Source organism: Geodermatophilus sabuli, from assembly GCF_010686765.1.
Classification (GTDB): domain Bacteria; phylum Actinomycetota; class Actinomycetes; order Mycobacteriales; family Geodermatophilaceae; genus Geodermatophilus; species Geodermatophilus sabuli_A.
Window position 1 is genome coordinate 102201 of record NZ_JAAGWF010000023.1, and the last position, 19733, is coordinate 121933.

At 76.3% G+C, this 19733-nt stretch carries 15 protein-coding genes; 4 read left to right on the forward strand and 11 right to left on the reverse strand.

Going from position 1 to position 19733, the window contains the following annotated elements; all coding sequences use genetic code 11:
- Nucleotides 1-22: 22 nt before the first annotated feature.
- Together GCU56_RS19775 and GCU56_RS19780 are read right to left on the reverse strand one after the other, a co-directional pair.
- Complete coding sequence (locus GCU56_RS19775; RefSeq protein ID WP_163483497.1) at nt 23-2074, reverse strand: SpoIIE family protein phosphatase; 2052 nt, start codon at nt 2072-2074, stop codon at nt 23-25.
- A gap of 728 nt (nt 2075-2802) precedes the next feature.
- The gene (locus GCU56_RS19780) at nt 2803-3546 is read right to left on the reverse strand and encodes a hypothetical protein (protein WP_163483498.1); all 744 of its coding nucleotides are present in this window, start codon (nt 3544-3546) and stop codon (nt 2803-2805) included.
- 325 nt (nt 3547-3871) lie between these two features.
- Between GCU56_RS19780 and GCU56_RS19785 the strand changes: the two genes are divergently transcribed.
- Together GCU56_RS19785 and GCU56_RS19790 are read left to right on the forward strand one after the other, a co-directional pair.
- Nucleotides 3872-5224 carry an amino acid permease gene (locus tag GCU56_RS19785; RefSeq protein WP_163483500.1) on the forward strand — a complete coding sequence of 451 codons (1353 nt, stop codon included), beginning with the start codon at nt 3872-3874 and terminating at the stop codon, nt 5222-5224.
- Nucleotides 5221-6174: a nucleoside hydrolase gene (locus GCU56_RS19790; RefSeq protein WP_163483501.1), complete on the forward strand. Its 954-nt coding sequence runs from the start codon at nt 5221-5223 to the stop codon at nt 6172-6174. The genes GCU56_RS19785 and GCU56_RS19790 overlap by 4 nt, the downstream gene beginning before the upstream one ends.
- Here the strand turns inward: GCU56_RS19790 and GCU56_RS19795 are convergent.
- Entirely contained in the window at nt 6171-6857 is a 687-nt protein-coding gene (locus GCU56_RS19795; RefSeq protein WP_163483503.1) for a GAF and ANTAR domain-containing protein, read from the reverse strand. The two genes, GCU56_RS19790 and GCU56_RS19795, sit on opposite strands and share 4 nt — an antisense overlap.
- A gap of 151 nt (nt 6858-7008) precedes the next feature.
- On the opposite strand from GCU56_RS19795, the gene GCU56_RS19800 reads away from it, so the two are divergent.
- Complete coding sequence (locus GCU56_RS19800) at nt 7009-7509, forward strand: ATP-binding protein (RefSeq protein ID WP_163483505.1); 501 nt, start codon at nt 7009-7011, stop codon at nt 7507-7509.
- 76 nt (nt 7510-7585) lie between these two features.
- Here the strand turns inward: GCU56_RS19800 and GCU56_RS19805 are convergent, their stop codons facing one another.
- The 8 genes from GCU56_RS19805 to GCU56_RS19840 all read right to left on the reverse strand — a co-directional run bounded on the left by GCU56_RS19805 (nt 7586) and on the right by GCU56_RS19840 (nt 19131).
- Nucleotides 7586-9175, reverse strand: coding sequence for a GTPase (locus GCU56_RS19805; protein WP_163483506.1), 1590 nt, complete (start codon nt 9173-9175; stop codon nt 7586-7588).
- A complete protein-coding gene (locus GCU56_RS19810) occupies nt 9172-10869 on the reverse strand; it encodes a GTPase domain-containing protein (protein WP_163483508.1) in 1698 nt (565 codons plus the stop codon). The genes GCU56_RS19805 and GCU56_RS19810 overlap by 4 nt, the downstream gene beginning before the upstream one ends.
- 30 nt (nt 10870-10899) lie before the next feature.
- A complete protein-coding gene (locus GCU56_RS19815; protein ID WP_163483509.1) occupies nt 10900-11535 on the reverse strand; it encodes a flagellar brake protein in 636 nt (211 codons plus the stop codon).
- A gap of 116 nt (nt 11536-11651) precedes the next feature.
- On the reverse strand, nt 11652-12890 hold the full coding sequence (locus GCU56_RS25360; RefSeq protein ID WP_163483511.1) for a diguanylate cyclase: 1239 nt from the start codon (nt 12888-12890) through the stop codon (nt 11652-11654).
- Between the two features lie 81 nt (nt 12891-12971).
- The gene (locus GCU56_RS19825; protein ID WP_163483513.1) at nt 12972-14459 is read right to left on the reverse strand and encodes a phospholipase D-like domain-containing protein; all 1488 of its coding nucleotides are present in this window, start codon (nt 14457-14459) and stop codon (nt 12972-12974) included.
- A gap of 3 nt (nt 14460-14462) precedes the next feature.
- Nucleotides 14463-15152 carry an NYN domain-containing protein gene (locus GCU56_RS19830; protein WP_345771959.1) on the reverse strand — a complete coding sequence of 230 codons (690 nt, stop codon included), beginning with the start codon at nt 15150-15152 and terminating at the stop codon, nt 14463-14465.
- 137 nt (nt 15153-15289) lie between these two features.
- Nucleotides 15290-17389, reverse strand: a complete 2100-nt coding sequence (locus GCU56_RS19835; RefSeq protein WP_204332474.1) for a putative bifunctional diguanylate cyclase/phosphodiesterase — start codon at nt 17387-17389, stop codon at nt 15290-15292.
- A gap of 122 nt (nt 17390-17511) precedes the next feature.
- Entirely contained in the window at nt 17512-19131 is a 1620-nt protein-coding gene (locus GCU56_RS19840) for an acyl-CoA dehydrogenase family protein (RefSeq protein ID WP_163483519.1), read from the reverse strand.
- A 257-nt stretch (nt 19132-19388) separates the two neighbouring features.
- Here GCU56_RS19840 and GCU56_RS19845 point away from each other — a divergent pair.
- Nucleotides 19389-19733 (forward strand): DUF222 domain-containing protein (locus tag GCU56_RS19845; protein ID WP_345771960.1); only part of this gene is annotated, 345 nt, incomplete at its 3' end.

Consider the following 19733-nt stretch of genomic DNA (forward strand, 5'->3'; position numbering starts at 1 on the left):
GAGTCCTCCTCGGCGTCCTCCGTCAGTCCTGCGGGTGCAGCCGGATGGCCACGAGGGCGATGTCGTCCTGCAGACCCGCTGGCCGCAGCCGCTCGATCACGGCGTCGCACAGCCGGTCCAGGGGCTGGTCACCCAGCTCCGCCAGGGCCGCCCGCAGCCCGGCGATGCCGTCGTCCAGCGGCAGGTCGCGGCCCTCCACCAGCCCGTCGGTGTAGAGCAGCACGGTCGCACCGCGGGCGAAGGTCACCACGCTGTCGGTGCGGGCGGCCGCCGGGTCGACGCCGAGCATGAGCTCCGGCCGGGTGCCGGCGAGCTCCTCCACCCGCCCGTCGGCGTGCAGCAGGAGCGGCGGGGGGTGGCCGGCGTTGGACCACCGCAGGCTGGTCAGCCCGGCGGCCCGCTGCTGCGCCGACTGCTCCACCCGGGCCACCACCGCGGTGGCCATGGTGGTCATGCCGAGGCCCTGCCCGGCCCGGTCGAGGTCGGTGAGGATCCGGGCCGGCCCGGTGTCGGGCCGGTAGGCGATGCCGCGCAGCAGGCCGCGCAGCTGCCCCATCGCCGCGGCGGCCTCGGTGTCGTGACCGACGACGTCCCCGATGACCAGCACGGTCGCCCCGTCCGGCTGGACGAACGCGTCGTACCAGTCGCCGCCGACCTCGGCGACCTCCACCGCGGGCCGGTAGCGCACCACGATCTCCGCGGCCTCGAGGGACGGCGGATCGGTGAGCAGGCTGCGCTGCAGCCCCTCCGCCAGCCGGCGTTGCTGCTCGTAGAGGCGGGCGTTGTCCAGGGCGAGCGCGACGCGCGCGGCCACCTCCTGCGCGGCGGCGACGTCGTCGGCGTCGGCGCGGGGCCGGTCGGCGGAGCGGTAGACGCTCAGCGCGCCCAGGGTGCGCCCGCGGGCGGCCAGCGGCAGGGTCACCGCGGACTGCGGCGCGAGGGCCCAGAACAGCTCGCTCGGTTCACCCGGCGGGAGGGTGCTGCCCACGACCGCGCCGACGTCCTCGACGGTCAGCGTGCGACCCGAGGCCAGCGCCTGCAGGACCGGCGCGTCCGGCCGGATGGAGGCCAGCCGGAGGTCGGCGTACCGGGCGACCGTCGTCCGCGCGGCGGGGTCGCGGTGCCAGCTGCCGACGTCGCGCATCCGGCGGTCCTCGGACATCAGGCTGGTGATCGCCCAGTCCCCCAGCACCGGCACGACAGCCTCGGCCAGCCGCTGCAGGACCACCGCCTCGCCCGCACCGGCGCTCAGCGGTCCCCCGGTGACCGCGCTGACCGCGGCGATCAGCGCCAGGCGGGCGGCGCTGCCGCGGGCCCGCCGCTCGGCCGCCCGCCGCTCGGTGACGTCGAGGAAGTAGACCGACAACCCGTCGGGTCCCGGGGACGCCCGGATCTCGTACCAGGCGTCGAGGGGTGCGGGATAGTGGGCCTCGAAGACCCGCTCCCTGCCGGTGGACACCGCGCCGCGGTAGTTAACCTCGAAGTCGCTGCCGACCGCCGCCGGGTACAGCTCCCACAGGGAGCCGCCGAGCAGCTCCTCCCGCCGCCGGCCGAGCACCCGCTCGGCCTCTGCGTTGACGTAGGTGAAGCGCCACTCCCGGTCGACGGCGAAGAACGCGGCGGTCATCGTCTCCAGCACCCGGGCCACCCGGGCGTCGGCGTGCCGGTGGGCGGTGGTGTCGAAGCCGGCGCCCAGCAAGCGGACGGCGGTGCCGTCCGGGCCGGTCAGTGCCCGGCCACGGCCCTGCACCCAGCGGATCTCGCCGGTGGGCAGCACCACCCGGAACTCGGCGTCGTACACGCCGCAGGTGTCGATGGCGCCCTGCAGCGCCGCGCGCACCCGGTCGACGTCGTGGGGATGGCAGCGGGACTCGAAGGCGTCGATCGTCTCGTCGAACTCGCCCCGGGCGTAGCCGAAGATCGCCATGAGCCGGTCGTCCCACGTGAGCCGGCCGGTACGCAGGTCCCAGTCGAAGCTGCCGATGCCGGCCGCCTCGATGGCCAGGTCGGAGCGGATCAGCGCCGCCTCGAGCTCCGGGTCGACGCCGTGCAGGCGCGAACGATCCAGGCTCACGGTGGGGGGTTCCTCGCATCTGTCGGGCCGGGGGCCGGCGGGTACGCCGCGTCGGCACCGCCCGGCGCCACCGGGAGGACTGGGAGTTCCTTTGTCTCACGTCGGGGCGCCCGGGACAACCTCGCAGCCAGGTCCGGGCCGGGCGCGGTGGCCGGGGCGGGCGCCCTCCGGGCCGGCGGAGGGCGCCCGCCGCGCGGCGGGTGGTGCGGGTCGTGCGCGGCGCGGGGACCAGGTGCGGTTCCGCGGGCGTCCAGCGTCGCGTCGTCCGTCGGCGCTCCGGCTGTCGTGGCCCGGGCCCGGTCTGCTCCGTCGTCTCCCGGTCGCCGGTGGTGGACCGGCGGCTCGTCCCTCGACGGCGCCCGGCCAGGTCGTGCCGGTCAGAGACCCGAGGTCACGGGTACCGGCAGGACCTGTCGTCCCGGAGGACGGGTCCGGTTCGCCGTCCGGCCGGGCCGCGGGACCGTCTGCGCCTCCCGGGAGGGGTCCGCGCGCTGCGTCGGGGCAGTCGGCGGAGGGTCGAGGCGAGGAACCGGTCGTGCGGAACGGCTGGGCGGCGGGAGGACCCCGTCGGGGACGGCCAGGGGCGGTGCGAGGTCGGCCAGGAGGTGCGGAGGACCAGTGCCGAGGCGACGGAGGCGGTCACCGGAGGAGGCGGCGACCGTCAGCCGGCGGGCTGGCGGGCGGTGCGGAGGACGGCGTCCGCGGCGGGTGCCGTGGTCGCGCCGGGGTCAGCTCGGAGGAGATCCCCGGGCCGAGGGCGGGGCCGGGTCGCCGCGTGACCGGGCCGGGGAGGAGGCCCGGGCGGCACGCGGGCGGTGCCCTGCCTGCGCGGTCACCGGTGCGGGACGGGACCGCGGTGCCGGCACCTGCCGGGCGAGCGGGGCGACCACCGGGACGCGGGGGGAGGGGACCGGCCGGCGTGTCCGGGCCGGGACGAGCGCCGCGGCGGGGGAAGGCGCCACGGGCTGGATGGTGGGGGTGCTGGGCAGCTCGGTGAGCAGCACCGGGCCGTCCCTGCGCGGCGCGGGCACGGCGGCGGACGCAGCGACGGCGGGGGTGCGGCCGGCCGGCGCGGCGGGGCGTCCCCACGCGAGGTGGGCGCCGCCGGGCCCGGAGCCCCAGAGGGCTAGCCGGCGGACCAGTGCGCCCAGTCGGACGCGCAGCGGCGGCCGCGGGGCCGGCACCTCGGCCGGCTGGACCTCGGCCGGCTGCGTGGCGAGGACGGGGGCCGCCGTGCCCGGCGCGGTCGCGGCCGGCCGGGGACGGGTCGCGGGCACGGGGACCGGCCGGGCGACCGGCAGCGGACCGGCCGCGAGGCGCCGGCCGCCGGGGCGGTGCGCCGCGGGACGACCCGGGCGGGTGCGGCGCGGGGGGATCTCCTCCGCCCGGTCCAGGACGTCGAGCAGACCGCTGAGCGTGAGGTCGTCGGCCACGCGGAAGGAGCGGGGAGCGGGGGTCCGGTCCAGCGCCATGGCGTCCTCCTCCAGGTAGTTGCCGCGGCTGGGGAAGGCGCCGCGGACGAGGAGAAACGTAGGCAACGCCGACGCCGGGACCGGCCCGTCCGGACACCTCCTGGAGACCGCGTGACCGAACCGTTGTACCGATGGGCCGGACCGGTCGGTCACCCCTCCCCGGCGATGATCACTTGTCGACAAGCCGGTGCCCCCTCAGCGTGGAACGCCCTGATCAGGGCGCCGGTCATGCCGGGACACACCGCGCCGGACCCGGCGTGTCGGTCCGGGGGACGTCCGGCCACCCCGGTTTGCCGGGTCGCCGGCCGCTGCCCAGACTCGACGGGTGACAGACCAGGCCGAACCGGACACCAAGCTGCGTCGGGCAGTCAGCGGCAAGCTGCTCTACCTGTTCATCCTCGGCGACGTGCTGGGGGCGGGGGTCTACGCCCTGGTCGGGGAGATGGCGACCGAGGTGGGCGGCGCGATCTGGGTGCCGCTGGCCGCTGCCCTGGTCCTCGCCCTGCTGACGGCCGCCTCCTACGCGGAACTGGTCACCAAGTACCCGCGGGCGGGCGGCTCGGCGGTGTTCGCCGAGCGCGCGTTCGGCCGCCCGGTCGTGTCCTTCCTCGTCGGCTTCTGCATGCTGGCAGCCGGGGTCACCAGCGCGGCCGGGCTCGCGCTGGCCTTCGCCGGCGACTACCTGGGCGTCTTCCTCGACGTGCCGGCCGTCCCCGCGGCGCTGGTGTTCCTCGCGCTGGTGGCGCTGCTCAACGCCCGCGGCATCCAGGAGTCGTTGCGGGCCAACATGGTGATGACGCTCGTCGAGACCTCGGGGCTGGTGCTCGTCATCGTGCTCGGGGCGGTCGTCCTGGGCCGGGGGGACGGCGACCTGGGGCGCACCGTGCAGTTCCCCGACGGCGTGTCCGCCGGGTCGGCGGTGCTGGCCGCCGCGCTGCTGGCCTACTACTCCTTCGTCGGCTTCGAGACCTCGGCCAACGTCGCGGAGGAGGTCCGGGACGTGCGCCGGGTGTACCCGCGGGCACTGTTCGGCTCGCTGCTCACCGCCGGGGTCGTCTACGTGCTGGTCGGGCTGGCCGCGGCGATCGTGCTGCCGGCCGAGGAGCTGGCCGGCTCCAGCGGTCCGCTGCTCGCCGTCGTCCAGGCCGCGGACGCCGGCATCCCCGACCAGCTGTTCAGCCTGATCGCGCTCATCGCGGTCGCCAACGGCGCCCTGCTGACGATGATCATGGCCAGCCGGATGGCGTTCGGGATGGCCGACCAGGGCCTGCTCCCCTCCGCCCTGGGCAGGGTGCTGCCCGGTCGCCGTACCCCCTGGGTGGCGATCGCGGTGACCACGGCGGTGGCCATGGCGCTGACTCTGACCGGATCGCTGGCCGCCCTGGCCAACACCGTCGTCCTCCTGCTGCTGCTGGTCTTCCTCAGCACCAACACCGCGGTGCTCGTCCTGCGCCGCGACCGGGTCGAGGCCGACCACTTCCGGACGCCGGTGGTGCTGCCGGTCCTCGCCATCGCCTCGTGCGTGCTGCTCCTCTGGCAGCAGGAGGCCGGCACCTGGCTGCGGGCGGGCATCCTGCTGGCCGTCGGGATCCTGCTGCACGCCGGCACCCAGGCCGTCCGCCGGCGGCGGGGTCCCGAGCGGGAGCCGGTGGCCTCCGCCCAGGACGGCGTCCGGTGACCGGCCCCGTCCCCCTCGTCATCGACACCGACCCCGGCATCGACGACGCACTGGCGATCCTGCTGGCGCTGGCCAGCCCCGAGGTCGACCTGCGGCTGGTCACCACCGTCCACGGCAACGTGGAGCTGGCGCAGACGACGGAGAACGCGCTGCGCGTGCTGCACCTGGCCGGTCGCAGCGACGTGCCGGTCGCCGCCGGAGCCCGGGACTCGCTGGTGTACCGCCAGCCGGAGCGGGCCGGCCACGTGCACGGCGCCGCCGGGCTCGGCGGGGTGCAGCTGCCCCCGTCCCCGGCCGCCGTCGACCCCCGCCCCGCGGTGGTCGCCCTCGCCGAGCTGCTCCTGGCATCGGCCGCGCCGGTCACGGTGGCCGCGATCGGCCCGTGGACCAACATCGCCCTGCTGCTGGCCACCTATCCCGAGGCCGCTGAACGGATCGGCCGGCTGGTGCTGATGGGCGGCTCGGCCGCGCGCGGGGGGAACGTCACCGCGGCGGCCGAGTTCAACGTCTGGGCCGACCCGGAGGCCGCGCAGAAGGTGCTCGGTTCGGCCGTGCCCACGGTGCTGGTGGGCCTGGACGTCACCCTGCCCACCGTCCTCGACGCGGCCGGCATCGAGCGGTTCGCCGCGGCGGGCCCGGCCGGCGCGACGGCGGCCGCCATCCTGCAGCAGTACCTCGACCACGCCCGGACGGCGTACGGCACCCCCGGCGTCGTCGTCCACGACGCGCTGGCCCTCACCGAGGCGATCGTGCCGGGCACGCTGGGCACCGTGCGTCGCGACGTCGTCGTCGACACCACCCTGGGCGCCGGCCGCGGGCAGACCCTGGTGGACCGCCGCACCGTCTCCCGCTCCCCCACCGCCGTGGACGTCGCCGAGACGGTGGACAGCGCCGCGGCGGTGGAGTTCCTGGTCGGCCGGCTGGAGTCGCTCGCCCGCGCGGTCGGCTAGCGGGTCTGGGCCGACTCGACGATGCCGACGGCGATGTCGCGGAGCTTGCGGTTGTAGCGCTGGGACGCCTCGCGGAGGATCTCGAAGGCCTGTTCGGCGTCCACCCGGCGCTGGGCCATCAGCACGCCCTTGGCCTGTTCGATGACCGCGCGGGACTGCATCGCCAGCTGCATGTTGCGCGCGTGCTCCCCGAGGCGGGCGTGCGCGTCGGCGTTCGCGACGGCGACGGCGATCGCCCCCGCCACCTGGGAACCGGCGTCCAGCGACTCCGGCGTGGCGAAGGCGGCGGGCTGCGAGGAGTAGATGTTCAGCGCACCGATCGACGTGCCCTGGAACGGCAACGGGACCGACAGCGAGCTCAGCACCCCCACCCCGACCACCCGCGACACGTAGTCCGGCCAGCGCTGCTCGGTGCGCATGTCGTCGATCCGCAGCACGACGCCGCCGCGACCGGCGTCCATGCAGGGCCCGTACCCCTGGTCGTACTGCAGCTCGTCGGCCGCGAGCGACATCTCGCCGGTGTACGCGGCGGTGAAGGCCTTCTCGCCGCGGATCAGCGTGATGGACGTGGACTCGGCCCCCGGGATGCCGCGCGACGCGATGTCAGTGACGTCACCGAGGGCCTCGTCGAGGCTGCGCCCGGCGAGCACCACGCGGCTGAGGTCGCGCAACAGGTCCTGCATCGGGTCAGTCTGCACCGGGGCGGGCGGTGTCCGGCAGTGGCAGCACGCCACGCCACCGCGTCCTCGGCTGCGGAGACGGCCGGTTTCGGTCAGGATGGAGCTGGCCCGGCGCCGCCGGTCTGCTCGTCGCGCACCGGCGGAGGAGGTTGCCATGGGCCAGGAGAGCTGGCCGAACGCACCCGTTCCCTCCGTCCCCGGCGACGTGTGGCACTGGCAGCTGGAGGCCATGCACGTCGTCTCCCGCGTCCGGTCGGACCTCCGGGCCCGCATCGGGCACCCCTCGGTCAGCTCCTCGTCCACCGAGGACGCCCGCGACGGGCTGCTCCTCGTCTTCGAGGAGCTCGCCTCCAACGCCCTGCGACACGGCGGTGGCGCCGTCCGGGCGCTGGTCGTGGCCGGACCCGACGGCTGGCTGCTCGACCTCAGCGACGAGGCACCGGACCGCCCACCGGTGCCGGCCGTCGACCGCGACCCCGCCTTCGGCGGGATGGGGCTGCACCTGGTCGCCCAGCTGTCGCTCGACTACGGCTGGGAGGGCCGGCCGGGGCGCAAGCACGTCTGGGCGCGACTGCCCAGCGGCCGCAGCCCCCTGGCAGCGGCGCAGGACCGCGTCCCCGAGCCACGCGCGCCGGAGGCTCCGCCCGGCGACTGAACAAGGGCCCCTGATCCCGCGCCCGTGCCCCGGGCCCCTCCGCGGGAGGCCCGGGGGATCCCTGTGGACGGCGCGGTCAGCGGGCGGCGCGGCCCACGGCGGCGCAGAAGCGGCCGTGGTCCTCCCGCACCTCCGCCATCGGGGCCAGCAGCTCCTCCTGCGCGACCACGTCGACCGCGGCGAGCAGCCGCTGCTCGGCCCGCCGGGCGCGCCGGCGGGCCCGCGCCCCGACCAGTGGCCGCGCCACCAGCGCGAGCAGGGCGCCGGCCAGCAGGCCACCGACCAGCAGCAGCGTGGGCAGCGGCAGGCCCTCCACCCGGGGCAGCGGGACGACGTCGTCGAGCTGCAGCAGGCCGAGGACCACCAGCGCCAGGAGCCACAGCGCCCCGGCGAGCGCCACCAGCATGAGCAACCACTGCAGGCCACCGACCCCGCGCTGCCACAGCGGAGTGCGCTGCGGGCCGAGGTCGGTGCCGCCGACGGCACGGTCGAGCCGGTCGACCAGCCGGTCCTCGGCGTCGGCCACGGTGCGCCGCAGGTCGTCCCGCCAGGCCTGGGGCAGTCCCTCACCGGCGGCCTCGCGCGCCTGCCGCACCGCCCGCGTGACGCCGGCCTGCTGCACGGCGCCGGCCGCGGGCAGCGAGGTCCGGGCGCGGTCGTCGCCCAGGTGCAGCCGGTCGAGCGGGTCGGCGCGCAGCTTCCGGGTCCAGCGCACCAGCGGCCAGCCGGTGGCCGCGGTACCGCTGCGGCGGACCGACCGCTCCACCGCGGCGGTGACGGCGGGCACGCCGGCGGCGTCGGCCAGGGCGTCGGTGAGCTGGTCGCGGTCGGCCCGGCCGACCCCGGAGCCGGCGCCCCGGGCGGCCGGGTCGGCCGCACAGTGGCCGGCCAGCGCGGTGGCCACGCCCCGGACGTCGGCGGTCAGCCGGTCGGTGGCCGCCCGCCGGGCCGACACCCGCCGGGCGAGGTCGGCGCGCAGTTCCCCCAGGCCGGCGCCGGTGCGCGCGGAGACGGCCAGCAGCGGCGTGCCGGCCAGCCCCTCCCGGTCCAGCAGGGCCCGCAGGTCGGTCAGGCAGGCGCGGGCCGCGGCGGGGTCCAGCCGGTCCACCTGGTTGAGGACGACGAGCAGCACGCCCGCGTGCCCGGCCAGCGGCACCAGGTACCGCTCGTGCACCGCGCCGTCGGCGTACTTCTCCGGGTCGAGCACCCACACCAGCACGTCGACCAGCTGGACCAGCCGGTCGACCTCCAGCCGGTGCTCCAGGCGCACGCTGTCGTGGTCGGGCAGGTCGAGCAGGACCAGCCCGTCCAGCGTCGGGTCCGGGGCGTGCCGGTGGCGGCGGGGCACCTCCAGCCAGTCCAGCAGCCGGTCGGCCCCGTCCTCCCCCCAGACGGTGGCGTGTGCGACGCCGGTGGTGGGCCGCCGCACGCCCGGGGTGCTGACCTCGCCGCCCGACAGCGCGTTGAACAGGGTCGACTTGCCGCTGCCGGTCGCCCCGGCCAGCGCGACGACGGTGGCGTCGCCCAGCGCCTCCCGGGCCCCGGCCTTGGCCAGCAGCGCGCGGGCCTGCCCCACCTCCGGCACCTCGAGCCGGTCCCCGGCCACGTCGACGGCCTCCCGCAGGGCCGCCAGCCGGTCGGCCAGCGGCTCGGTGCGACCCCTCATGCCCCGGCCCGCCCCGCCGGCAGGGCAGCTGCGGCGGCGCGCAGGGCGGCGGCTGCGTCCGGTGCCGGTCCGGCGTCGTCGAGCAACGCGTCGAAGCGGGCCTGCTCGTAGCGGAGCAGGGCGTCGGCGCGGGCCTGCAGGTCCTCCCGGGCCCGGACGGCCAGCGACCGGACGGCGGCGTCGCCGAAGACCGCCTCGAGCAACCGCTGTCCCACGGCGGTCGTCCCACCGGCCACGGCGACCTCGGCACCGGTCAGCCCGCCGGTCTGCGCGAAGACCGCGACCATGACGACCGCACCGGCTCCGTTGACACCCCAGGACAGCACCCGGGCGCGGGTGCGCTTGCCGGCTCCCTCGTCGCGCACGAGGTCGAGCACGAAACCCTGCCAGTCGCGGACCTGCGCGGCGGCCGCCTCGGGGAAGTCCGGCGACACCCGCTCGAGGTCCTCGTCGGTGTCCGCGAGCAGCGCCGGACCGCCCGGGAGGGCGCGCCACGCCGTCACCGTGCGCTCCGCGGCGCGGTCGGCCTCCGCGCGCAGCAGGGTCTCCACGCTGGACTCCAGGGCGCCGGTCAGGTCGTCGGCGGGGGAGGGCCGGCCGGTGAGGGCGGCGGTCACCCGGTCCCGCAGCCGGCCGATCGACGTCTGCAGGGAGCGCATCCACTCGCCGGTGCCGACGAACTCCTGCCAGCGGGCCAGCACCTCCCCGCGCAGCAGGCTGCCGCTGCGCACACCGTCGTCGATGCCGTCGTAGGCGGCGGTGTAGGCGGCCGCCGCGGCGGCGCGCAGCGTCGCCGCGGCCTCGGCCTGCTCGTCCACGGCGGCGGCCACGCCGGCCACCCGGTCGGTCAGGCTGGCCAGGGCGCCGGTCAGGGTCTGGCGCACGACGGCGGCGCGCTGCTCCTGGTCGGCGGCCAGCGCGTGCAGCCACTGCCGGAGCGGCGCGACCTGGTCCTCGGACAGCCGGCCCTCGACCAGCGGCCGCTCCTCCACCACGAACAGGCGGGCCGCGGCCAGCCCGGCGCGGTGCAGCATCCCGCTCAGGTCGGGCGCGACCTCGGCGACGGCCTCCGGTGGGACGCGGTCCAGGACGACGGCCAGCGCGGTGCCCCGCTCCTGCGCCGTCCGCAGCACGTCCCACGGCACGGCGTCGGCATAGCGGGAGGCGGTCGTCACGAAGACCCAGAGGTCGGCCGCCGCCAGCAGCTGGGACGCCAGCTCGCGGTTGGTCTCCACCACCGAGTCGACGTCCGGCGCGTCGAGCACGGCCAGCCCGGTGGGGACGTCGTCCCGGACGACGAGCTGCAGGGTGCCGGGGCCGCCGGCCGAGCCGGTCACCCGGGCCAGCCCGGGCAGGACGCGGCCGCCGGCGAACGCCGTCAGGTCGGCGCGGGCGCAGACGAGCACGGGGGCGCGGGTGGTGGGGCGGAGCACGCCCGACGTGGTGACCTGCGCCCCGACCAGGCTGTTCACCAGCGTGGACTTGCCCGCGCCGGTGGAGCCGCCGACGACGGTCAGCAGTGGGGCGTCGAGGTCACGCAGCCGGGGCAGCAGGTAGTCGTCGATCTGGTCGACGACTCCGCGGGCCGCCCGGCGGGCGGTCTCGGCGCCGGGCGTGGCCAGGCCCAGGGGAGCGGTCGCAACAGCGTCCCGCAGGGCTGCCAGGGCCTCGGGCAGGCGGGCGGGGAGCGTCACGCCAGGGGAACTGCCCCGCTGCGGGCCTTGCTAGTCCGACTGGCGGGCTCGCTCCTCGCGCAGCGCCTGGAACACCCGGCGGCGCAGCCGGTCCTGCTCCTTCTCGGGCAGCTCGGCGAAGCAGAGCGACATGACCCACTGCGTGCCCCTCGACTGCTGACGGGCCACCTCGGCGGGCGTCACGAGGGCGCCGTCCTCGAGCTCCAGCGACAGCTGCAGACGCGTGCCGGTCTCCGGCGCGGTGCCCCACCCCTCCAGGACGGCGCGGGTGCCGGCCTCGCTCAGGTCCAGGGTGCGCCCGGTGGCCTCGCCGCCGTTCACCGTCGCGGTCAGCGGGAGGGCGACCCGCGCCCGCACCGCCGTCCGGCGCTGGCTGTCCTCCGCCGGACCGCTGACCTGCAGGTGCCAGCGCGGTGCAGCGCCGCGCTCGACCGTGCTGATCACCGCCGGGAAGGCGCGGCCGCCCTCCGGCCCCTGCCAGAAGACCGAGACCTGCTCCCCCACGCGGACGACGGCCTGGTCGACGAACTCGCTGGCCGACGGCCGGACCACCAGCACGGTGGGAGCGGCCGACTCGGTGCGGGCGCTCACGGACAGGCGACCCTGGCACGCGGTCACCTCGACCTCGGCGTCCTGCCGCGGGTACGCCACCCCGGGACTGGTCATCGTCCCTCTCCGTCGAACACCGAGCTCCCCTGTTCCGCTCGATCTGCACGGTAGCCCGGCGGCCACGGCGCCATGCGCGTCCGACGCGCCGCCCACCCCCTGCGGGGGAGACCGCGTCAGTGCGGTGCGAGGCCGCCGGATGAGGGGACGGGGACACCGGGCAGCACCCCGACGGCGTTGCGCGTGCTCTTCGCCGCGTAGAGGCCCGCGTCGGCGCGCGTCATCAGCTCGGCGGGCACGGCCGCCGGACCCGTGCCGACGGCGACGCCGAGCGAGAGGGTCAGCTCGCCGGCCGCGAACCCCGGCAGCTGCAGCTGGGCAGTGGCGCCACGGAGCCCCTCGGCCAGGCCGACCGCGCGGTCCGCGTCCGCCCCGGGCATCAGCACGCCCAGCTCGTCGCCACCGAGCCGGGCGACGAGGTCGTCGCCGCGGACCCGGCCGGCGAGCAGGGCCGCGACCGCCCGCAGCGCGGTGTCGCCCCCGGCGTGGCCGTGCCGGTCGTTGACCGCCTTGAAGTGGTCGAGGTCGACCAGGAGGACGGCGACGGCCGACCCCTCGGCGCGGGCCCGGTCACAGGCGGTGTCGAGCTCGGCGTCCCAGCGGCGGCGGTTGGCCACCCCGGTGAGGGGGTCCTCGTGGCTGAGCCGGTCGAGCCGGGCGAGGAGCCCACGGGTGCGGTCGCGTTCCCGCTCCAGGTCGACCCGGGCACGCAGCTCGCGGACGGCGAGGGCCTGGCGGAGCGCGTGGGTGACCAGGGCGACGACCGTCGCGGTGCCGATGTAGAAGGACACGCTGGCCACGTCGCGGGCCAGCATGGGCTCGGGTGAGAGGACGACCGCGCCGGCGAGCGCCGTCCAGGTGATGCCGGCCACCGCGCCGGTCCAGCGCAGCCGGGCGGCCAGGAGGCCGCCGCTGCCGTACAGCGCGATGGAGAGACCCAGGGCGTAGGACTCGACGTTGTCGACCTGGGCGACCATCCAGGCGATCTCGAACTGCGCCACGGCCAGGATCGCGACGGTGAGCAGCTCCGGGTGCCGCCGGCCCACGGGCCGCGCCCAGAGCAGCCCCAGGGCGGCCAGCATGGGGACGAGGCTGACGAACCGGACGACCGTGAAGGAGGCCGCCAGCTCCGGCTCCACGATCGCGTCGAGCAGCGACCAGGCCGGGAGCAGCACGACGGCGACCACCCCGATCAGCAGCCCGGAGACGCGGGCCCGGCGGGCCAGCTCCGCGGTGACGGCCGGCTCGTCGAACAGGTCGCCGGTCGGCGGCCGGGGCGCCGCGCTCCCACGGGTGCCGGGCGCCTCGGAGCCCAGCAGGGCCGCGGCGAAGCGCCTGGGGGCGGGGGCGGACACGCCCTCCCATCGGCACCGGACGTGCGCCGCCTGAGGGCGCAGCCGCGGACCGCCCCGGACGGGTGAGGGGGCAGCGCCGGCTCAGCGGCGGCGGAGTCGCGGGCGGAAGCTGCGGCGGACCCGCTGCCAGCGGTTCGGCGTCCGCTCCGCGTCGAGCAGCTCGGTCTCGGCGAGCACGCGGTCCACCCCGCGCAGCTCCGGCGGGTCGATGGGGACCAGCGACCGCCCGGTCGGACGACGCAGCTGCTCGACGGCCTCCACCAGCGACCCGTCGCAGGCAGCCAGCGCGGCCGCGACCTCCTCCGGTGGCACGTCCAGGTGCTCGCCCAGCAGCCGGTCGCGCAGTCCGGTGACGGCGGCGGCCAGCTCGTCGCGCCGCGGGTCGTCGGCGCGCGCCTCGATCGACAGGTCGCACTCGGTGTCCAGGCCCATCGAGCGGTTGTTGAGGTTCGCCGAACCGATCCGCAGCAGCCGGTCGTCGACCACGAGGACCTTGGCGTGCACGTAGACCGGGCGCCGCCCTGCGGTGACCGGGAAGTAGATCCGGAACCGGCCGTGCACGTCGGCGTCCTCCAGCATCGCCAGCAGCTTGGCGCGGGCGGGGCTCATCGCCTTCTCGTCCAGCCAGCCGTAGGCGGTCTCCGGGTTGACGACGACGAACTCGGGCCCGTCGTCCTCCCGCAGCCGGTCGGCGATGGCCTCGGCGATGCGGCGGTTGGCGAAGTACTGGCTCTCGATGTAGACGGTGCGCCGGGCGGCCGCGACCGCCGCCAGCCAGAGCAGTTCGATCTCGTGCACGAGGCTCTGCCCGCCGTGCTCGGGGCGGGTGCGGGAGATCGCGACGTCGACGTCGGTCAGGAACGGCTCCACCTCCGGCGGCCAGCACAGCTGGGCGTCGGTCACCGGTTCGAGGCGCTTCCCGGTGCCGCTCTCCCACCGCTCCCGGGCCAGGTCGCCGATGGCCCGCGCCGCCGGCCCGGAGACCAGGCTGGTGACGTCGTGCCACGGGCCGCGGTCGTGGTGGGTGCGGGGACGGCGCCGGTGCGGGTGCCGGTCGAGGTGCTCGGAGGTGTCCCACCGGTCGGCGGTGACGTCGATGCCGCCGGCGAAGGCCAGGCAGTCGTCGATGACGACGATCTTCTGGTGGTGCGCACCGCCGATCGGGTGGTGGGTGTCGACGGTCATCGTCAGCCGGTCGGGGGTGCGCCGGTTGAGCAGCACGATCGGCGCCAGCCCCCGGTTGAGGGCCACGATCATCCCGAGGTCCCACTGCAGGAGCCCGATCTCCAGCTCGGGGTTGTCCCGGACGGCGTCCTCCAGGACCTGGGCCAGCCGGTCCCGGCTCCGGCGACCGCTGGTGCGGGGGTCCAGCCGGATCCGGGGGTCGAAGTCCCAGCCGATGAACAGCACCCGGCGCTGGGCGCGCAGCACCGCGCCCTTGAGCGCCGCGAAGTAGTCCGCGGCGTCGATGAACACGGCGTGCTGGTCGGCCCGCTCGACCCGCCAGCAGGTCTCCCCGGCCACCAGCAGGTCCTCGGTGGCCACCGGCCCCGAGTTCTCGTCGAACACCGGTCAGCCGTTGCGGCGCAGGAACGTGGTGACGAACTCCCGCAGCCCACGGGTGGGCCGCAGCCACGCGCCGTCCGGCGGCAGGGCGTCCAGGCGCACCCGGTCCAGCGGGACGGCGAAGGCGCCGGGCACGTCCTCGATGTCGATGAACTCGATCAGGTCGGAGCTGATCGCGTAGCCGGCGACCTCGCTGAACGCGACGACGACGACCTGCGTGCCTGACCGCGCGAGCTCCTCCAGCGGCTCGGCGAAGTTGCGACCGTCCCCGGAGAACACGATCAGCCGGCGCAGCCGGTGGCTGTGCTGCCGGACGGCGATGTGGTCGAGCATGTCCTGGTCGATGTCGTCGTCGGGCTGCAGCTTCGGCCGGGCGAAGACGGCGAACCCGAAGCTGCGCAGTGCCTCCACCCAGCGCTGCAGCGTGCCGACGACCGGGGGGATGTTGGCGAAGACGCACGCCTCGACCTCGGGGGCGTCGGGCGCCGCCGGGTCACCGGCGCCCTCGACGAACCAGGCCGCGATGGCGTCGAAGCGGGGCCGGGACGCCGCGGTGGGTCGCGCACCGATGACCGTCGACAGGGTCATGTCGATGTTGGGCGCGTCCCAGATGAGCAGGTCGAGCGCGGGGCGGGGCCGACCCTCGATGAGGTCGGCGCCGGCTGCCGGCTCGGGGGCCAGGTCCAGGTCCGTCACGGGGGCAGTCTGCCGCGTCGACGGCGGCACGGGGGACGGCGCCTCACCCGTGCGGGGCGGACCGGCCGGCGCGGTCGCCCGGCGGACCGCCCTCCGCCGGAGGCGTGCACCCCTCACCGGCTCCCCGCTGGCACCGCTCAGCGGCTCCCGGCCCGCAGCGCCATGGCGCAGGAGTCACCACCGGCGGCGCGCACCCGGGTGGCCCAGTGGGCCACGTCCCCGGCGGGCATCGGGCGGGCCAGCAGGTAGCCCTGGGCGAGGTCGCAGCCGGCGTCCCGGACCATCTGCAGGTGCTCGGCGGTCTCCACGCCCTCGGCCACCGAGCGGATGCCGAGGGTCCGGGTGAGGGCCACGATCGCCGCCAGCACGGCCCCGGTGCCGCCGGAGGCCAGCCGCGCGGCCGCGGTCAGCAGCGAGCGATCGATCTTCAGCGTGCCGATGGGCAGGGCCAGCAACTGGGCGAGCGAGGACCACCCGGTGCCGAAGTCGTCGATGGCCACGCGGACGCCGAAACCGCGCAGGACGGCGAGCTGGTCCTCGGCGCGGGTGGGGTCCTCGGCGACGCTGGTCTCGGTGAGCTCGAGGACGAGCTTCTCGGCCGGCAGCCCGGAGTCGTGCAGGGCGACCCGCACGTCGTGGACCAGCGTCTCGGCGGAGAAGTGCCGGGCGCTGATGTTGACCGACATGCGCAGCGGCAGGCCCTGGGCGGCCCACTCGGCGGCCTGCCGGGTGGTCTCCCCCAGCAGCCAGCGGGTGATCGGGATCAGCTGCCCGGTCTCCTCGGCGACGGAGAGGAAGGAGTCCGGGGAGAGCAGGCCGCGCTCCGGGTGCTGCCAGCGCAGCAGGGCCTCGACGCCGTCGACCTCGCCGGTGTCGACCCGGACCACCGGTTGGTAGTGGACGACCAGCTCGTCGACGGCGCCGTCCCGCAGCCGGTTGGCCACCTCCAGCCGCCACCGAGCGGCCTCCCGCAGTCCGGGCGAGAACAGGTGCACGCGGTCGCGGCCGGCACCCTTCGCCGCGTACGCGGCGGCGTCGGCGTCGCTGAGCAGCTGGTGGGCCTGCCGGGCACCGGGCTGCGCCGTCGCCACGCCGATGCTGGCCGACAGCGGCACGGAGATCCCCTGGGCCAGGAAGGGACGCGCGAAGGACGTCTGCAGCCGGAACGCGAGCGCCGCGGCCTCCGAGGTGTCGCAGTCACGCGCCAGGATGAGGAACTGGTCGGCGCCGAGCCGGCCCACCGCGTCGCCCGGGCGGATCTGCTTCGCCAGCCGGCCGCCCACCTGGCGGAGCAGCTCGTCGCCGACCTCGTGCCCGAGGGAGTCGTTGACGGTCTTGAAGCCGTCGAGGTCGAGGAACAGGAGCGCGGCGCGGGCCCGCTCGTCCTCGAGCGACTCCCCGACCAGCTGCAGCAACCGGGACCGGTTGGGCAGGCCGGTGAGGTCGTCGTGGGCGGCCTGCCAGGCGACGGTCTCCTGGTCGCGCACCCGCTGCGTGATGTCGACGTGGGTGATCACCACGCGACCGGAGGGCTCCACCCGTGCGGCCTGCAGGCGGAACCACTCGCGGTCCGCTCCCATCCGGAGGGCGTAGTCCCAGACGAACGACCGGTCGGCGACGCCCGGGCCTCCGGCCATGAGCTCGCCCAGGCCCTCGGTGATGGCGGTGCGGTCCTCCGGCCGCAGCGCCGGGGCCATCGCCTCGAGGTAGTCGTCACCCACGCCGGCGGTGCGGTGGCCCGCCTGCCGCACGATCGTGCTGGCGGCCTCCCAGCGGCGGTTCGCCGACAGGATCCGGCCGGCGCCGTCCAGCAGCACCGTCGGGGACGGGAGCGCGTCGAGGACGGCGGACAGCTCGCGGAGCGCCTCCTCCCGCTGCACGCTGACGCGGCGCTCGGCGTCCACGTCGCGGAGGAAGACGGTGAGCCCCGAGGGGCCGGGGAACACGCGGGCCTCGTACCAGCGGTCCCGGGGCGGGTAGTGGAACTCGACCGTTCGTGGACCGCCGCCGGCCGCGGCGGCGCGGTACTGGTCCTCGAGGGTGGTGCCGCGTGCCTCGGGGAAACAGTCGAGCGCCGACCGGCCCACGAGGTCCCGCGCCCGGCGGCCGAGCAGCTCCTCGGCCGCAGCGTTGACGTAGGCGAACCGGCCGTCCGTGTCGATGCGGTAGACGGCGTCCGGCACTGCCAGCAGCGGGTCGGCCGAGGCCGGCCCCTCATGGACGTGTTGGTGCACCATGCCCGCTTTCTTCTCCCCCTGCGGAACCCGCCAGGCCCCCGCTCGGAGGGACCGCACCCACGACCGTCACTGACGGCGTCTGGCGCGCGACGCAGCACCGAGGGTAACCACACGCGTGGAATTCAGGCACCCTCCAGCGTGGCGCGGGCGACGATCCCGCGAGTCGGCGCGCCGGGCGGGAGGGTGCCGAGGACGGCTGCCCAGTCGCCGTCCAGGCGGCTGGCGCAGAACGTGTCGGCGACGGCCGCGGGGGCCGCCCGCAGCAGCAGCGAGCCCTGCAGGCACAGCGCGAGCAGCCCGGCGACGCGGCGTGCGCGCCTGGGCAGCTCGGCCGGGTCGGCGAGCTCGGTGGCCAGCCGCACGACGGCGGCGTCGAACCGGGGGTCGGCGCCCCGGGCGAGGTCGATCTCCGCGCGGACGGCCGCCAGCGACTCCGACGACCGGCCCAGCGCGCGCAGCACGTCGAGGGCGATGACGTTGCCCGAGCCCTCCCAGATCGAGTTGAGCGGCGCCTGCCGGTAGAGCCGCGGCATCCCGGACTCCTCGACGTAGCCGTTGCCGCCCAGCACCTCCAGGGCCTCGGCGACCGCCGTGGGCGTGCGCTTGCAGACCCAGAACTTGGCCGCCGCGCCGGCCAGCCGCAGGAACGCGTGCTCACCGGCGTCCACCGCCGCGGCGAGCCGGACCGCCAGTGCCGTCGCCGCCTCGCTCTCCACGGCGAGGTCGGCCAGCACGTTCTCCATGAGCGGCTGGTCGGCCAGCAGCGCCCCGAAGGCCCGACGGTGGCGGGCGTGGTGGACGGCCTGGGTCAGCGCGGCCCGCATGATCGCCGCCGACCCCACGACGCAGTCCAGCCGGGTCGCACCGACCATCTCGATGATGGTCGGGACGCCGCGGCCCGGCTCGCCGACCAGCCAGCCCGTCGTCCCCTCGAACTCGACCTCGCTCGAGGCGTTGGAGCGGTCGCCCAGCTTGTCCTTGAGCCGCTGCAGCCTGAACGCGTTGCGGGCGCCGTCGGGGAGCACGCGGGGGACGAGGAAGCAGGAGGGACCCGGCTCCAGCTGGGCCAGGACGAGGAAGACGTCGCTCATGGGTGCGCTGGTGAACCACTTGTGGCCGGTCAGGGTGTAGCTGCCGTCCCCGTTCGGGACGGCCCGGGTGGTGTTGGACCGGACGTCGGAGCCGCCCTGCTTCTCGGTCATGCCCATGCCCGCGACCAGGCCGCGCTTGCCCGTCGGCTCGGAGAGTCCGAACTCGTACGCGGGCGCGGTGAGCCCCGGCTCGTAGCGGGCGGCCAGGTCCGGGGCGGCGCGCAACGCCGGGACGGCGGCGTAGGTCATGGTCACCGGGCAGGCGTGGCCCATCTCGACCTGGGTCCAGCCCAGGTAGCCGACCGCGCGGCGGACGTGCGCGTGCGGTGCGGCGTCGCTCCAGGGCGCGCCGGCCAGGCCGTGCTCGAACGCCGTCCGCATGAGGTCGTGCCAGGCGGGGTGGAACTCGACCTCGTCCACGCGGTGGCCGTACCGGTCGTGTGTCCGCAGCCGGGGCGGGTTCTCGTTGGCCAGCCGCCCCCACTCCTGCGCCTGCTCGCTGCCGGCCAGCGCGCCGAGGGCCTTCAGCGAGTCCAGCGTCGCCAGGTCGGCGTGCCGGACGCAGGCCTCGGCGAGCGCGGCGTCCCCGGCGATCGGGTCGTGCCCCGTCAGCGGCGGGACCTGGTTGGTGACCTCGTGCGTGGCGCCCATGGGCGCACCGTACGACTCCGGTTCGCGCCTGCGGTTCCACGTGGAACTCGCTGGACGACGGGGCTCGTTCGCGCCGCGTCGTCGGCTGCTCCTCCGTCGGCCGCCCACGGACCGGGCCGCTCGACCGCCGACGACCACGGCCGTGCACTGCACTGTCGCCAGCGTCGGGTCAAGATCCCTGCGCCCATCTGTGGACAGACGTCTGACCTGCGGAAACCAGGCAGGGCTGGGACTTCGCTGCGATAGGGTTCGAACAGGTGATCGAGCCGGTGGGAGGTGTCGTGGACGAGCTGCACACGGCGCTGGACGCCCTGGCCGGTCACGATCTGCACGACCTGTCCGACGGCGCCCTGCTGGAGCGAACCTCTGTCCTGGTCGCGGTGCGCAACCGGCTCGACGCCGAACTGACCCGCACCGTCCGGGCCGCCGACACCCGGCAGGCCAGTGAGCACGACGGGCTGAGGACGATGCAGTCCTGGCTGCGCGGGCACGCCCGGCTCTCCACCGCCGAGGCCGGCCGGATCCTCCGCGCCGGGCGCGCGCTGGAGCACCTGCCCGCGGTGGCGGCCGCCTTCGCCGCCGGCACCATCACCGCCGAGCAG

Excerpts from the sequence above, each read along its gene's own strand:
- GCU56_RS19780 (WP_163483498.1), bottom strand. The coding sequence starts at position 3,546 with ATGGCGCTGGACCGGACCCCCGCTCCCCGCTCCTTCCGCGTGGCCGAC.
- GCU56_RS19795 (WP_163483503.1), bottom strand. The coding sequence starts at position 6,857 with ATGCAGGACCTGTTGCGCGACCTCAGCCGCGTGGTGCTCGCCGGGCGC.
- GCU56_RS19800 (WP_163483505.1), top strand. The coding sequence starts at position 7,009 with ATGGGCCAGGAGAGCTGGCCGAACGCACCCGTTCCCTCCGTCCCCGGC.
- GCU56_RS19805 (WP_163483506.1), bottom strand. The coding sequence starts at position 9,175 with ATGAGGGGTCGCACCGAGCCGCTGGCCGACCGGCTGGCGGCCCTGCGG.
- GCU56_RS19815 (WP_163483509.1), bottom strand. The coding sequence starts at position 11,535 with ATGACCAGTCCCGGGGTGGCGTACCCGCGGCAGGACGCCGAGGTCGAG.
- GCU56_RS19835 (WP_204332474.1), bottom strand. The coding sequence starts at position 17,389 with ATGGTGCACCAACACGTCCATGAGGGGCCGGCCTCGGCCGACCCGCTG.
- GCU56_RS19840 (WP_163483519.1), bottom strand. The coding sequence starts at position 19,131 with ATGGGCGCCACGCACGAGGTCACCAACCAGGTCCCGCCGCTGACGGGG.